General features: G+C 43.5%; 13 protein-coding genes. 10 read left to right on the forward strand and 3 right to left on the reverse strand.

The window, feature by feature from the left end:
- Positions 1-258: 258 nt before the first annotated feature.
- From V1502_RS05375 to V1502_RS05385, 3 genes are all read left to right on the forward strand, one after another.
- A complete protein-coding gene (locus V1502_RS05375; protein ID WP_409253346.1) occupies positions 259-999 on the forward strand; it encodes an ABC transporter ATP-binding protein in 741 nt (246 codons plus the stop codon).
- Positions 996-2216: an ABC transporter permease gene (locus V1502_RS05380; RefSeq protein ID WP_409253347.1), complete on the forward strand. Its 1221-nt coding sequence runs from the start codon at positions 996-998 to the stop codon at positions 2214-2216. Before V1502_RS05375 ends, V1502_RS05380 begins: the two co-directional genes overlap by 4 nt.
- Positions 2217-2352: 136 nt before the next feature.
- On the forward strand, positions 2353-3060 hold the full coding sequence (locus V1502_RS05385) for an EcsC family protein (protein WP_409253348.1): 708 nt from the start codon (positions 2353-2355) through the stop codon (positions 3058-3060).
- A 729-nt stretch (positions 3061-3789) separates the two neighbouring features.
- Here V1502_RS05385 and V1502_RS05390 read toward each other — a convergent pair.
- The gene (locus tag V1502_RS05390) at positions 3790-4962 is read right to left on the reverse strand and encodes a M20 family metallopeptidase (RefSeq protein WP_409253349.1); all 1173 of its coding nucleotides are present in this window, start codon (positions 4960-4962) and stop codon (positions 3790-3792) included.
- A 148-nt stretch (positions 4963-5110) separates the two neighbouring features.
- Between V1502_RS05390 and V1502_RS05395 the strand changes: the two genes are divergently transcribed.
- Positions 5111-5707 (forward strand): phosphatase PAP2 family protein, encoded by a 597-nt coding sequence (locus V1502_RS05395; RefSeq protein ID WP_409253350.1) that lies wholly within the window; start codon positions 5111-5113, stop codon positions 5705-5707.
- Between the two features lie 220 nt (positions 5708-5927).
- Here the strand turns inward: V1502_RS05395 and V1502_RS05400 are convergent, their stop codons facing one another.
- Positions 5928-7322: a hypothetical protein gene (locus tag V1502_RS05400; RefSeq protein WP_409253351.1), complete on the reverse strand. Its 1395-nt coding sequence runs from the start codon at positions 7320-7322 to the stop codon at positions 5928-5930.
- 369 nt (positions 7323-7691) lie between these two features.
- Between V1502_RS05400 and liaF the strand changes: the two genes are divergently transcribed.
- From liaF to V1502_RS05415, 3 genes are read left to right on the forward strand one after another with little or no spacing between them, the layout of a single operon-like run.
- Positions 7692-8492 carry a cell wall-active antibiotics response protein LiaF gene (gene liaF / locus V1502_RS05405; protein ID WP_409253352.1) on the forward strand — a complete coding sequence of 267 codons (801 nt, stop codon included), beginning with the start codon at positions 7692-7694 and terminating at the stop codon, positions 8490-8492.
- A gap of 12 nt (positions 8493-8504) precedes the next feature.
- A complete protein-coding gene (locus tag V1502_RS05410; protein ID WP_409253353.1) occupies positions 8505-9554 on the forward strand; it encodes a histidine kinase in 1050 nt (349 codons plus the stop codon).
- Positions 9554-10204, forward strand: a complete 651-nt coding sequence (locus V1502_RS05415; RefSeq protein ID WP_409253354.1) for a response regulator — start codon at positions 9554-9556, stop codon at positions 10202-10204. The genes V1502_RS05410 and V1502_RS05415 overlap by 1 nt, the downstream gene beginning before the upstream one ends.
- Before the next feature lie 463 nt (positions 10205-10667).
- Here the strand turns inward: V1502_RS05415 and V1502_RS05420 are convergent, their stop codons facing one another.
- A complete protein-coding gene (locus V1502_RS05420) occupies positions 10668-11180 on the reverse strand; it encodes an antibiotic biosynthesis monooxygenase family protein (RefSeq protein WP_409253355.1) in 513 nt (170 codons plus the stop codon).
- A 346-nt stretch (positions 11181-11526) separates the two neighbouring features.
- Between V1502_RS05420 and hemE the strand changes: the two genes are divergently transcribed.
- The 3 genes from hemE to hemY are packed head-to-tail and all read left to right on the forward strand — an operon-like array spanning position 11527 to position 14975.
- Complete coding sequence (hemE, locus tag V1502_RS05425; protein ID WP_409253356.1) at positions 11527-12570, forward strand: uroporphyrinogen decarboxylase; 1044 nt, start codon at positions 11527-11529, stop codon at positions 12568-12570.
- 45 nt (positions 12571-12615) lie between these two features.
- On the forward strand, positions 12616-13545 hold the full coding sequence (hemH, locus tag V1502_RS05430) for a ferrochelatase (RefSeq protein WP_409253357.1): 930 nt from the start codon (positions 12616-12618) through the stop codon (positions 13543-13545).
- Positions 13546-13577: 32 nt separating this feature from the next.
- The gene (gene hemY, locus V1502_RS05435) at positions 13578-14975 is read left to right on the forward strand and encodes a protoporphyrinogen oxidase (protein ID WP_409253358.1); all 1398 of its coding nucleotides are present in this window, start codon (positions 13578-13580) and stop codon (positions 14973-14975) included.
- The last annotated feature ends 257 nt before the right edge of the window (positions 14976-15232 follow it).

Raw genomic sequence — 15232 nt, forward strand, 5'->3', positions numbered from 1 at the left:
AAATTATGGTGTGAGTTCAGGTCAATACTATGCATGACGACCATCCCCTTATTAATGATGGAAGCAAACGTATAATTCGGATACCGGTCTTTAACAACCACCCCGTTTTAAGTTTTGCTGTCCCCTTCCTCCATTATGATGGCCATTTTCGAGTTCTATATGCAAGAAAAATATTATTTATCGAAAAAGTTCAGAAATAGCCTCAAAAGACTTGCTTTGCTAAAATGAAACCAACAACAGATAGAAAGGACGTTGCTTGTGTCACTATTGGAAATTCAGCACTTGGTTGGAGGATATACACGAAAACCCGTCTTGAAGGATATTTCTTTCAGTATCAATTCAAACGAAATCGTCGGATTGATTGGTCTGAATGGTGCCGGAAAAAGTACGACCATTAAACATATCATCGGGTTGATGGAGCCTAAACAGGGAGATATCAAGATCAACGGGCTTCAACTGAAAAGTGATACAGACGAATATAGAAAACAATTCTCTTACATACCTGAGACACCGATTCTCTACGATGAATTGACTCTTGAGGAACATATGAGGCTGACTGCAATGGCTTATGGAGTTAAGGAAGCTGAATATAAAAAGAGGGCAGAGGTACTCCTCAAAGAGTTCAGGATGGAGAAGCGGCTGGGCTGGTTTCCTTCCCATTTTTCAAAAGGGATGAAACAAAAAGTCATGATCATGTGTGCTTTTTTAGTGGAACCAAGTCTTTATATCATCGACGAGCCATTTGTAGGCCTGGATCCTCTGGCTATTCAATCCTTGTTGAATTCGATGGAAGAAATGAAAAAGAATGGAGCCGGCATATTGATGTCGACTCACATCCTGGCGACAGCAGAAAGGTATTGTGATTCATTTATCATTCTTCATGAGGGGCAGATCAGGGCGAAGGGAACGCTTCAGGAATTGCAGCAAGAATTTGGGATGCCGAATGCTACTCTGGATGATATCTATATTGAGCTCACAAAGGAAGAAGTTGAGCAATGAGAAATATCGATGATGTATGGAAACAAAGGGTAGTTGAATATAATACAGAGCTGAGGAAATACCTTCGTTATATGTTTAATGACCACTTGCTGTTTGTGCTTATATTTGCTTTAGGCGGCGGTGCATTCACCTATAATCAGTGGGTAGGAACGCTTGACAGTTCATTTCCGGCTCCGCTCATTATGGCGGTCATCCTTGGATTGATTCTCACTTGGAGTCCAGTCTATACATTTTTGCGGGAGGCGGATGCTGTCTTTTTACTGCCGCTGGAAAGCCGTATGAAGCAGTTTTTCCAAAAAGGGATATGGGTAAGTTTCATTTCGCAGTCCTATATTTTGCTGCTGCTTCTCGCTGCCATGATGCCTATGTATGTAAAGGTGACAGAACGAGGGTTTCAATCGTTCTTTATCATCCTGCTGATTTTATTGGGATTGAAGGTGTGGAATCTTTATGTAAGATGGTTTACCTTGAAGAATCAGGAGAGGGAAACGCATCTTATAGATTACTTCATTCGTTTTGCTTTGAATGCCGTGTTCTTGTATATGGTACTTAGCGGAGCATCAATCATTCTGGTTGTTGCCGTGGCTGTCATCCTGACGGGTTACTTATTCTATTTCAGGAGTGCTGTAAAAGGTAAAAGCCTGAAATGGGATGTCCTGATCAGTCTAGAAGAGCAGAGGATGCTCTTGTTTTACAGGTTGGCGAATATGTTCACGGATGTACCGAAACTGAAAGGGAAAGTACATCGCAGAAAGTGGCTGGATGCTGTTATGAACAGGATCAAATATGATCAAAAGCAGACGTTTACGTTTTTGTATATTCGATCACTTCTGCGCACAAGTGAATATTTTGGCTTATATATCCGTTTGTCTCTGTTATCCATGGTGATCCTGTTCTTTAGTGAGACACTTTGGCTCAGCATCTTGACTGGTTTGCTTTTCATGTATTTGACAGGCTTTCAGATGATTCCGATGTTCAAACGCTTTGATTACAAGATATGGATCTCTTTATACCCGGTGGCTGAAAGTATAAAAAAGCAATCATTCCAGAAAGTGGTACAGTGGGCATTAATTGTCCAGTCTGTCCTGTTTTCTCTGGCACTCATTTTAGGAGGCAGGCTGCTCGGAGCTGCGATCCTGTTGGCGGCAGGGCTATTATTTGCTGTAGCCTTTTCACAATTCTATCTCGTGGAAAGACTGAAGAAATTTGATTACTGAGTGAAACTTCATCCGTATTACCATACAGGCTGGTCGTTTGCAGCGGTGTTAATATCCTCCTGAGGATAAAAATCTATACAGAGCTCTGCGATGCTTACATTGTAAATAAGCCTACTAAAAAGGACAGGTGTTTGACATGGACAGCTTTGAATCGCATGCACAAAACGATATGGAAATGTGGAAAAGGAAAAGGCTGAAAAGAGCAGGCATTCTGAATCGTACTGCTAAAAAAGTGCAAGTTAAATTCAACTCAGTAATTCCTGAAAAAGTGCACAAAATGGTTACAGATAGTATCAAAAATATGGTCAAAGTTACATTGGCCGGTTCAGGATTTACGTCAAATAAGAAAATCATCGTCCCGGATTCACTGGAAGACAAAGAGCGTTATATGAAGGAAAGGCTCTCTTTTTATAGAAAAGCAGCTGCGGTGGAAGGAGCAGGAACAGGTGCCGGCGGAATATTTCTCGGATTGGCGGATTTTCCGCTTCTGCTTTCCATCAAAATGAAGTATTTATATGAAGCAGCCCAAATACACGGATTAGATCCGAAAGCGTATGAAGAAAGACTTTTTATGCTTTATGTTTTTCAGCTGGCCTTCTCGAGTGATGAACACCGCCGCGAAGTATTCACCATCATTGACGGGTGGGAGGAATACAAGCAAAAGGCCGCGGATATTGATTGGAAAGTGTTTCAGCAGGAATATCGGGATTATATAGACTTTGTGAAGATGCTTCAGCTTGTGCCGGGTATCGGGGCCGTTGTAGGGGCCTATGCCAATTACGGACTGTTGGAAGAGCTTGGGGAAGCAGCCGTTTATGCTTATCGGAGAAGGTATTTTAAATAGTATATTTATCAACAGATTCATGCGGCAAAAATGCCCTTCATTTTTCAAGTGGAGGGCATTATTTTTATAGAAAAGGAGGATGTTCGCAAAGTGAGCCAGATCATACATCGATGCCGGAATGATGTCGGTCGCTCGGGGAGCGGGGGCCATCAAAATAAGAAATAAAGAAAATGATGCCGGTCGCACGTGAAGCGGGGTACATCAAAATAAGGAATTCAGAAAACGATGCCGTTTGCCTGGGAAGCGGGGGGCATCAAAAGAAGAAATTCAGAAAATGATGCCGGTCGCAAATGAAGCGGGGACATCAAAAGAAGAAATTCAGAAAATGTTGCGGGTCGCTCGGGGAGCGGGGTACATCAAAGTAAGAAACTCAGAAAATGATGCCAGTCGCCCGTGAAGCGGGGTACATCAAAAGAAGAAATACAGAAAATGATGCCGTTCGCACGTGAAGCGAGGTACATCAAAATAAGGAATTCAGAAAATGATGCCGTTCGCCCGTGAAGCGGGGTACATCAACGTAAAAAACTCAGAAAATGATGCCGGTCGTTCGGGGAGCGAGTTGCATTAAAATAAAAACTACAGAAGATCATCATCTCGCTTAAGGGGTCGGGTGACGCTATTCTATCTTCACATGATTTCAAGGCCTGCTTCCTCGAAAAGGATTTTATATTTATCGAAATCTTAATTACCAACAAGAAAAGCCGGTACAAAATTGTACCGGCTTTTCTGTTATTCAGAATAAGTGATGGCAGCTTTGGCCAGGACACGGGCGGCTGTGAGCATTGCCTTTTCGTTAAAATCGAATTTGGGATGGTGGTGAGGGTAAGGGTGTTCCACTCCTTCAGGCTGGGCGCCGGTAAAGAAGAAAGTGCCAGGAACCTTTTGCAGGTAGTAGGCAAAATCCTCACCTCCCATTTGCATTTCACACTCTTCAATGGTGCTGACTCCTTTTATGCCCTCCGCTGCTTTGACTAGATGTTCGGTTTCTTCTTGATGATTGACAACGGCCGGGTATCCTTTATCGTAATGGAAGGTATAGGAGCAATCAGCTGAAACGCATGTGCCCTTTATGATTCGTTCCATTTCATTAATGATGAAGTCCCTGGTGTTTTCACTGAACGTTCGGACGGTTCCGATCAATTTAGCGGAATCAGCTATGACGTTGAAGGCATTGTCGGCAACAAAAGATCCTATGGTGACAACAGCGGGTTCTAATGGATTGACCCTTCGACTAACGATTTGCTGAAGGGTGCCGACCAATTGTGAGGCTGCAACAATGGAATCTTTCGTCTTGTGCGGCTGCGCCCCGTGACCTCCTGCTCCTTGGATGGTAATTTCAAACCGGTCTGCTGCTGCCATGATGGGACCGGTGCGATACTGGATCTTTCCCAGCGTTTCTGTTGCCCATAAGTGGGTTCCGAACACGGCATCGACTCCTTCCAAGCACCCTGCTTCCACCATGGGTTTGGCTCCCCCAGGTGCATACTCTTCAGCATGCTGGTGAATGAATACAATAGTTCCCGGCAGCTCAGCCTTCAGCTCATTCATGGTTTTTGCAAGTACAAGCAGTGCAGCAGTATGACCATCATGTCCGCATGCATGCATGACACCATCAATGGTAGACCGGTAAGGAACTTCCTTCTCGTCCTGTATTGGCAGTGCATCAAAATCGGCCCTCAAGGCAATGGTTTTTCCAGGCTTTCCTCCTTGTATACGTGCAAGGACCCCATTGCCTCCTACTCCGGGAGTCACCTCTATGTCAAGTTTGCGGTAATAATCAACAATGAATTGTGCTGTTTTAAATTCTTTGAATGAAATTTCCGGGTGCTGATGAAGATGCCGTCTAATGTCCACCATTTCTTCCCATTCGTTTTCCAATCTCTCGAACAATTTTTCAAGCATTCTTCTTCCTCCCTTGAGGTATATGTATTTTTCTGTAATCTAAATGAAAATTAAGAATAGTATAACATTAGTTTTCGGGATTGTTGATGAATTACTTCTAGCTGTTTTTGGCTGAATTATGGTAAAACAAGTAAGAGGGGGTGATAACATGTCTAAAAAGAAATATTTTTGGGGCTGGTTTTCGCTTGCTGTATTTTTGTTGATGCTTCTGCTCGTTTCAATAGATTACATACGATGGTTTGATCAAGCAGCCTTTGCTGTATTTAAAAATTTCCCATTTTTAGAGCATTTTGATTTTATCGGAACCGAACTGGTCATTGGGACAACGAGCTTGCTGTTGATTCTTTGGCTTGCGCTGAAGGAAAGGAATTTTACTGGCATTATTTTTACTGTTTTAGCTATTGGCGGCGGCAACTATGTTAACAAGTTTTTCAAAGCAGCAGTGGGACGCGAGAGACCAGATGCCCTTCATGGAGAAGAAGGCTTCAGTTTTCCGAGCGGCCATGCGATGGTCGGACTAATTTTTATGCTGGTTCTGGCATTTTTCATTTCAAAAATGATTACATCCGAGAAGGGGAAACTGATTGTTTATGTCTCTGCCATTCTATTGGCAATACTGACAGGCTTTAGCAGAATACCTGATGAAGCACACTACCCCTCTGATGTACTCGCTGGTTTTTTGATAGGATTTTCTTATTATGTTTTTTGCGAGTTTGTGTACTTGAAGTTAAGGGCCGGTAAGTAAAAAAAGCTGAATCATGAGAGGCTGGTTTTGCCAGTCTCTTTGATTCAGCTTCTTTTATTTAAGCTGTTTTCCTATAGAACTTCCCTAGGGTACAAGGGCTTTAATCTCTGAAAGGGCAAATAGCTCTATTCTTGCTTGATGACCAAAATAATTTCTCTAAATTCTGGCCACTTCTTTTGAAATTATTATTAAATGGCAACAAAGTCTAAGAAAACAGCTTTTATATAAGAAACATGGCGACGATGGTCGTTACAATCAGTCCGATGATGACGGGTGCAAGATTACGCCTTGCCAGTTCGAACGGATCGACATTACAGATGGCAGCTGCAGGGATAAGTGCCCAGGGGACAAGTGTACCGCCGCCGACCCAGATGGCAGATATTTGACCAAGAGCTGTCAACGTGGAAGCCCCTGAACCGATGCTGTCGGAAAACAACAGTGCTACTGAACCTGCCAGGGATATCCCTGAAAATCCTGAGCCATCCAGTCCGGTGATGGCCCCTACTGTCGTGAGAGTGACAGCACCGACCGCTTTAGATAGTGGAACGACTGCCGCAAGAGCTCCTCCAAGATCGTTTACAATTCCTGCAGAACCGTCAGGCAGAAAGCCTTCACCTATGATTGCGTTAAATCCGGAATCTCCAAGGTAGAAGAAAGCTGCGATGGGAATGACTGGACCGAATACTTTGAATCCGAATTGAAAACCTTCAATAATGAAGCTTGTTGTTTGTTCAAGGCCTTTTGCTTTATAACCGGAGAGCGAGATGATAAGCAGGATGAAAATCGATGTGCCGCCAATAAGTGCAGTGGCGTCTCCTCCCTGAAGGTCGAACAAGAACATCGCAAGGATATTCAGTGCGAACAGAACGGGAATCATCAGTGCCAATCCATTTTTAGCAGAGCGGCTTAACAGCTCGGGACCCTCTTCTTTAGCAACATCCTTTAGTTCGGTTTCTTCGACAACCAGAATCCCTTTCTTCATATCTCTTTTTAAAAATAGGAATGCTGTCACTGTTGTCACGATCCCCATTACGGCTACAAGCGGTATACTGGCCTGGATGACCTCGGATACCGGCAGGCCCGCTGCATCTGAAGTCAGTTTTGGAGCGGCCTGAATGACAAAGTCGCCGGAAAGGGCAATTCCGTGTCCAAACAGGTTCATGGCCATGGCAATGCCGAGTGCCGGTAAACCGACACGCAAAGCGACAGGAACCAGGACAGCTCCCAGAAGGGCAACAGCCGGTGAAGGCCAGAAAAACCAGGAAATGAGCATCATGACAATCCCGATTGTCCAGTAAGCAAGGGCTGGGGTCTTGATCAACCTTGCAAAAGGACTGATCATCACATCATTAATGCCTGTTTTTGTGAGGCTCTTACTCATTCCGACAATGATGGAAATGACCAATATAGTAGACAAGAGCTCGGTGATGGCAAATATGAAACTGTTAAAGACACTGCTTACAGAACTGGTCAACGAGCCACTGGCGAAAAATGCAATGAGAAAAATCCCGGCAATGCACACAATCGTGGTGTCTTTTCTGAAAACCATGAAAAGGATGATTAACCCTATGAAAGCTAAATACAGCCAGTGTAATGCAGTCAATTCCACCAGCATAAAAAATTCCCCCTCGCCTGATCTTTAAAAAAGGGCGTTTGCCTTTTGTATTACAGGATATTCACACAGATAGTGATGGTGAAAGGATATATCAAAAATCTCCGTCCTGGGACGGAGTCGAAATCGTGCCGATGATCCTCTCTATGTGAAGAATGTGATAGTAAACTGTTAGTAACAGATTAAAAGTGATTTCATGGGGTTGGCCGTAAATGAAGCTGTAACCTGGGAGGGGAAATTTCCGGTGGTTTCGTAAAGCCGCCCATAGGCCAGGGGCTTTCACTTACTGAAAACAAAGTTATTTAAATACGACAAAGATTAAAGGGTTTTAGTCTTTCTCATAGAAAAGAATGGTAAGAGGCGGTGTGGAAATTGAAAAATTCTGGCGGAAAACAATGGTTTTTCTCAGCAATTCTACTCATGACAGGTGTAGTGTTGCTTTTAATCAATATTGGTGTCATTTCCTTGGAAATAAAACAGATATTTGTCATATTCATACCTTTGCTTATCCTCTTGCAGGGATTGAAATGGATGGTTACGAGTGTTAAGTGGAGGAGAACGATTAAATTCACCTTTGGTTTATTTCTTTTTATTTACGGCGGCTTGCTCATACTGGATAACTTTGGTGCCGTTTCTTTCACATATGGAGACTGGTGGAAACTGTGGCCTGTCAGCTTGATGGGTTTTGCCTTCATGGTGCTTTGGAAGAAAAGCCAAATGACCTTGTCGGGGGAGGATACATTTGAAAGAAGTACGGACGCAGAGGGCAAGAAAGTCACGTTGAAAAGCGGAAAGACTAGGGTGAAAGTGAACCGGGGATATATCGTCGGTGATGTGAAATTCAATCAGCCCAATTGGCCGCTGGAATCAATGAGACTGTATAACATGATAGGAAATTATTATTTTGATATAAGCAAAGCGTATATTCCGGAAGGTGAAACGCCCATCCATCTCAAAGGATGGGTCGGGGACGTAAAGATGTTGATTCCTGAGGATATTCCAGTAGATATACGTGTCGAAGGGAGCATTGGCGATATCAAAATATTCGGCCAGAAGTCGGCGGACATTAAACCAAGTTTGACCTACATGTCTCCCGGATATGAAGAGGCGGAGAAGAAATTGAAGATCATGATAGAATTTTCCATTGGTTCTGTACGAATCAATAAGGTCTGAGAGGTGCTTCCATTGAATAAATCTTCAAATATACGTTTCTGGTTCTTTAAAAGTTTTTTCATGATGGGCTTGATGGGAACACTATTCTTTTTCCTTATCATTCAATTTTATATCCTGGTGGCAGATGCCCCCCACATCACACTCGCGGGGTCCCTTTACCTCACTCTCCTCGTTTTTAGTATCTTTTTACTGCTTGGCGTCTATTTTGGTTTCAAGACAGGAGGTTCTTTTAGAGGAAGGCTTGATGATATTTCCACTTTTGTTTCCGTGTTAAGGAGCGGGAGATTCTCTGCCAGACTGAATGACGGCAAACAAGATGAACTCGGGATTTTGACAGATGAGTTGAATCAGCTTGCTGTTTATATACAAGAGCAGGTGAAGTCATTGCAGAGGCTGGCGGATGAAAAGTCAGAATTGGCCGATCAAGCGCACCAAGCGGCTGTCATGGAAGAAAGGCACCGGCTGGCAAGGGATCTCCACGATTCTGTCAGCCAGCAGCTTTTTGCCCTTAATATGCTATCCTCCGCTGCAGTTCGGACAGTGCAGAAGAAGCCAAAAGAGGCAGAGCCCATCTTGAAACAGACAGCAGAAATCGCTTCAAAAGCACAAGGGGAAATGCGGGCGCTTCTGCTTCATTTGAGACCGATTGATCTCAAGGGAGAGAGTCTTTCTGATGGGTTAAAAAAGCTTATCCAGGAGTTAAAAGAAAAAACTCCCATTGAAATAATGGCCGAGTTTGAGTATCTGGAAGGGTTGACTAAAGGAGCCGAGGCACATTTATTCCGGATCGTACAAGAGGGACTATCTAATATTCTGAGGCATGCTGAGGCAACGCAAATCAAGATCTCCACTAAAAAAATCGACTCAAGCTTGAACTTATACATTAGTGATAATGGTAAAGGCTTCAATGTCAATCAGCACAAAATGACCTCGTACGGCCTACAGACAATGAGAGAGCGCTGCGAAGAAATAGGGGGCGTGTTTCAAATCCGCTCAAAGGAAAAGGAAGGAACATATATTAATATAAGAATACCTTTAAGAGAAGAGGGGGGAGAGCAGTAATGGAGAAAATCAAGGTGATGATTGTCGATGATCATGAGATGGTCAGGCTTGGAATGAAAACTTATCTTTTGACGGAAGAGAGGATTGAATTCCTGGGTGAAGCTTCCAGCGGGAATGAGGCTGTGAAATTGGCTAAGCTATACCAGCCGCAGATCATTTTAATGGATCTATTGATGGAAAATGGAAATGGGATCGAGGCGACACAGGAGATCCTTACATTTCTGCCGGATTGCAAAATTATTATTCTTACAAGCTACTATGATGATGAAAAAGTCTTCCCTGCTATCGAGGCAGGTGCCCATAGCTATCTCTTAAAAACGGCTAGCGCTGATGAAGTGGTATCGGCAGTTTACAAGGCTGCCAAAGGAGAAAGTGTGATCGCACCGAAAGTTGCCGATAAGATGATGAACAGGTTCCGCCCTCAGAAAAGGAAGCTGCATGAGGAACTGACGACCAGGGAAATGGAAGTGCTGAAATGCCTGGGGGAAGGAATGACCAATCAGGAAATATCGGATGAGCTTTTTATCGGGATCAAAACGACTAAAACTCACGTGAGTAATATCCTCAGCAAATTGGGGGTCGCCGACCGTACGCAGGCTGCCATCTATGCCAATCGAAATGGAATTCTGCTGAAGAGCCCGGGTGGATAAAAGGGGGGAACGATAAGTCGTTGAGGTTAGAGTGGGAAATGATTAGGATAAAAGCAAGTAAGCCATATAGTTGGGTGGATACACAGGAATATAAACCGATTTGGTAAGTTTAATAGGGTGATTAGCCAGAAAACAGGGTAATATAACCCAGTTGGGACCGTATAATAGGGTGATTAGCCAGGAAACAGAGTAATATAAACTAGTTGAGATCGTATAATAAGGTGATTAGCCAGGAAACAGAGTAATATAACCCAGTTGGGCTCGTATAATAGGGTGATTAGCCAGAAAACAGGGTAATATAACCCAGTTGGGCTCGTATAATAGGGTGATCAGCCAGCAAACGCCTATTACAAAACCGTATGTTACACGAACAGTAATACCTTCCTTCCTCACAAATCAGCGAAATGATTATTGTCCACTCAAAAGGCCTGCCTGCAGACTCATCTGCGGGCAGGCCTTTACATTAATCTTCGTCTGCAGCAATGCTGTACTGTGTTACAAATGAAGGGCGCGGAAACATATTCCTTTGAGCATCCACTCCATCCTCGGTCCCTCTTTTTTCATGAGCTTTCGCATACTGTTGCGAGTCCTGCCATTGTTTGAAGGAATGTTCGTCTTCCCATTGTGTCAGAATGGCGTAAGTGTCCGTTTCAATTGGTCGAAGAACTCTTATGGCGATAAAACCGTCCACTTCTTCAATTAAGCCGGCACGATTTTTGAAACGGTATTCAAATACGGGACGGCCTTCGTCGGAAACCGGGATATTGTTGATGACTACAAATCCATGTTTTTTCAGGTCGCCTGAAGAGTCGATGACTTCATATCGCCGCGGTTCCTGAAACACAGATTTCCCTTCAGTTTCATGGACCAGTACAGAAGTATCGGCATTGTCCATCAAGATGATCGTTTGATCGGAATGTTTGTTTTCCAATGTCTTTAAAAATTCATGAGTTCCGCTTGTCATATAAACATACATATCGTTCACTCCTGCCAATATAGTATAGACTTATTTTTCCCTTTGTCCTGATTGCTAAACTCTCGGCTGCCGGCAAGGCATATGTAATATAAATCTCACCTACATGATATCGTTTTCAAATGCCCCTCGCAAATCCAGTGCTTTAATTTTTAACAAACCGACATATAAAAATCGGCAAATTTATGACATTTAGAGCGCTTACCTATACATTTCTATCGGAAAAGTCTATAGTGAAAACGGGATATATGGACGAATAGGCTGATATAGCTGCTTCATTTTTTAATCTTGAGCCATAATATAATACAATAGTGTTACATAGAGGATTCAGAAGGGTGGACATATACAAATGAAAAAAATGAATGATACATTTTTAAAAGCTGCCAGAGGTGAAAAGACGGATTACACACCAGTATGGTATATGAGACAGGCCGGTCGTTCACAGCCTGAGTATAGAGAACTAAAGGAAAAGTATTCATTGTTTGAGATTACACATCAGCCTGAAATCGCTGCATACGTAACTCGTTTGCCAGTTGAACAATATGACGTGGATGCCGCAATCCTATATAAAGACATCATGTCTCCGCTGCCATCCATCGGCGTTGACGTAGATATTAAACCGGGCATCGGACCTGTGATTGATAACCCGATCAGATCAATGGCAGACGTCGAAAAGCTGGGTGAAATTGATCCGGAAAATGACGTTCCATATATTTTGGATACGATTAAGCTTTTGACGAGGGAGCAGCTTTCCGTTCCGTTGATCGGATTTGCCGGTGCACCTTTTACAATGGCAAGCTATATGATTGAGGGCGGTCCTTCAAAAAATTATAATAAGACAAAAGCCTTCATGTATGCCGAACCGAAAGCTTGGTTCACCTTGATGGACAAGCTGGCTGACATGACTATTGCATATGGGCGTTCCCAGATCAAAGCAGGAGCGTCAGCATTCCAAATCTTTGATTCATGGGTTGGTGCATTGAATGTCGAGGATTACCGCACATTCATCAAACCGGTCATGGAGAAAATTTTTACAGAATTGAAGAAAGAAAATGTACCGTTGATCATGTTTGGAGTGGGGGCGAGCCACCTTTCTATGGAATGGCATGACCTTCCTATCGATGTAGTAGGACTGGACTGGAGACTTCCGATTCAGGAAGCGCGCTCTACTGGAATTACGAAGACGGTTATGGGGAATTTAGATCCTGCATTTTTGCTTGCTCCATGGGATGTCATTGAGGAAAAAGCAAAAACCATTATTGATCAAGGCATAGAAAATCCAGGCCATATCTTTAATCTTGGACATGGGGTATTCCCATCGGTGAAACCAGAAACCCTAAAAAGATTGACCGCATTTGTTCATGAATACAGTGCCGAGAAACTGAAAGGATAATCTTTTATCCGCAGCAACGAATATACTCATTGAGGTGAATGACTAATGACAAAGAAGAAAATGGGTCTCCTTGTAATGGCCTATGGAACTCCTTATAAAGAAGAGGACATCGAACGTTATTACACGCACATCCGCCATGGGAGAACTCCTTCACCAGAAATGCTGGAAGATTTGACTGAACGTTATGAAGCGATCGGCGGAATCTCTCCATTGGCTAAAATCACGCTTGATCAGGGGAAGTCGCTTGAAGAGCGACTTAATGCCATTCAGGATGAAGTCGAATTCAAAATGTACTTAGGCCTTAAACATATCGAACCGTTTGTTGAAGATGCTGTGAAGCAAATGCATGAAGATGGAATTGAAGAAGCGGTATCTATCGTGCTGGCACCACACTTTTCTACGTTCAGCGTAAAGTCATACAATGGACGTGCCAAGGAAGAAGCAGCCAAGCTTGGAGGCCCAAGAATCACATCGGTTGAAAGCTGGTATGATGAACCTAAATTCATTGAGTACTGGGTTAACCAAGTGAAGGAAACGTATGCAAAAATGACGGAAGAGGAAAGAAACGGAGCTGTATTGATCGTTTCAGCACACAGTCTTCCGGAAAGAATCCTGAAAGATGGGGATCCGTATCCCGACCAGCTCCAGGAAACAGCCGATCTAATCGCAAAAGGAGCGGGAATCTCCGAATATGCTGTCGGCTGGCAGAGTGAAGGGAATACACCTGATCCATGGATTGGCCCGGATGTCCAGGATCTGACTAGAGATTTGCACGAAGAAAAAGGCTATAACACGTTTGTCTATATTCCAGTCGGCTTCGTAGCAGACCATTTGGAAGTGCTTTACGATAACGATTATGAATGTAAAGTAGTGACGGATGAAATCGGCGCAAGCTATTACAGACCGGAAATGCCTAATGCAAAACCTGAATTCATTGATGCAATGGCAACGGTTGTAATGAAGCATTTAAAATAAGATTCAAAACTATAAAAAGAAGGCGATGACTAGTGGAGAAACAAAAGGTAGTAATTATTGGCGGGGGAATTACAGGGTTAACATCTGCTTACTATCTGCAAAAAGAAGCCGAGAAGACCGGACGTCCACTTGACATAAAATTGATTGAAGCGAGCCACAGACTTGGCGGCAAAATTCAAACAGTGAAGAGGGACGGTTTCGTAATCGAAAGAGGACCGGACTCGTTTCTGGAGAGAAAGACGAGTGCAGCGAGACTTGCCAAAGAAGTGGGTCTGAACCATGATCTTGTAAACAACTCAACAGGCACGGCTTATGTCCTTGTAAATGATGAACTTCACCCGATGCCGGGCGGTTCTGTCATGGGGATCCCGACACAAATGGCTCCTTTTGTTACCACCGGTCTGTTTTCAATGCAAGGCAAGGCGAGAGCTGCAGCTGACTTCATTTTACCTAAGTCCAACGTAGAAGGTGACCAGTCGCTGGGCGGATTTTTCAGAAGAAGGCTGGGACATGAAGTCGTTGAAAACTTGATAGAACCATTGCTATCCGGGATTTATGCAGGAGATATCGATCAGCTTAGCCTGATGTCCACATTCCCGCAGTTCTATCAGGTGGAGCAAAAGCATAGAAGTCTGATACTCGGAATGAAAAAAACGACTCCTGCACAACGGAAGGGCAGCAAGAAAAAAGCAATATTCCTGACGCTGTCGAAGGGATTGCAATCGTTAGTGGATGCGATTGAAGAGAAGCTCTCCTCTGATTCAGTATTGAAAGGGGTCAGGGTGGAGCGTATTGAAAAAGAGGCGAACAGCGGTTATTCTCTTTTCTTGAATAACGGAGAAATTCTGGATGCGGACAGTATCATTGTGACCACTCCCCATCCGACAATTCCACCTATGTTCCCTCAGTACGATTTCTTTGATCATTTAAAAACAATTCCGGCTACCTCGGTGGCAACAGTTGCCATGGCTTTTCCTAACGAAGCTATCAAAAAAGATATCGATGGAACAGGTTTTGTCGTATCACGAAACAGTGACTACACCATAACCGCCTGTACATGGACACATCGAAAGTGGCCGCATTCCACTCCAGAAGGAAAAGTATTGCTTCGATGCTATGTCGGCAGAGCGGGAGATGAAACGATTGTAGACCTTTCCGACAGCCAAATCGAAAAAATTGTCCTTCAGGACCTCAATAAAATCATGGATATCACAATGGATCCTGAATTCACAATCGTATCCCGATGGAAAGACGCCATGCCACAGTATACCGTCGGCCATAAAGACCGACTGGAAAAAATGAAGGCGAATGTAAAAAAAGAACTTCCGGGCTTGTTCTTTGCAGGGAGTTCATTCGAAGGCCTTGGCCTCCCAGACTGTATCGACCAAGGCGAAAAAGCAGTCCAAAACGTATTAGAATACTTATCCTGACAAAAAGCATGCAGGCTGGAACAAACAGCCTGCATGCTTTTTTGATATTTTCTTTACTGCGTTAAAGCACTAAGAGGGACAGTCCCTCTTAGTGCTTTAACGTACTAAAGTTGAGTGGGTGATAACCCGCCCCACTTCAAAGAGAACCACAGGTTATAGTATCAAGATCCCCCGCTAGATCTACCCCCGTCTGAAATTCTGCTTCTATATGTACCATTCCAGCACAAACTATAAAGGTAGTTGAATCCTCTGTGTCA

Origin of the sequence: Rossellomorea sedimentorum (genome assembly GCF_046237645.1) — a bacterium.
GTDB classification, from domain to species: domain Bacteria; phylum Bacillota; class Bacilli; order Bacillales; family Bacillaceae_B; genus Rossellomorea; species Rossellomorea sedimentorum.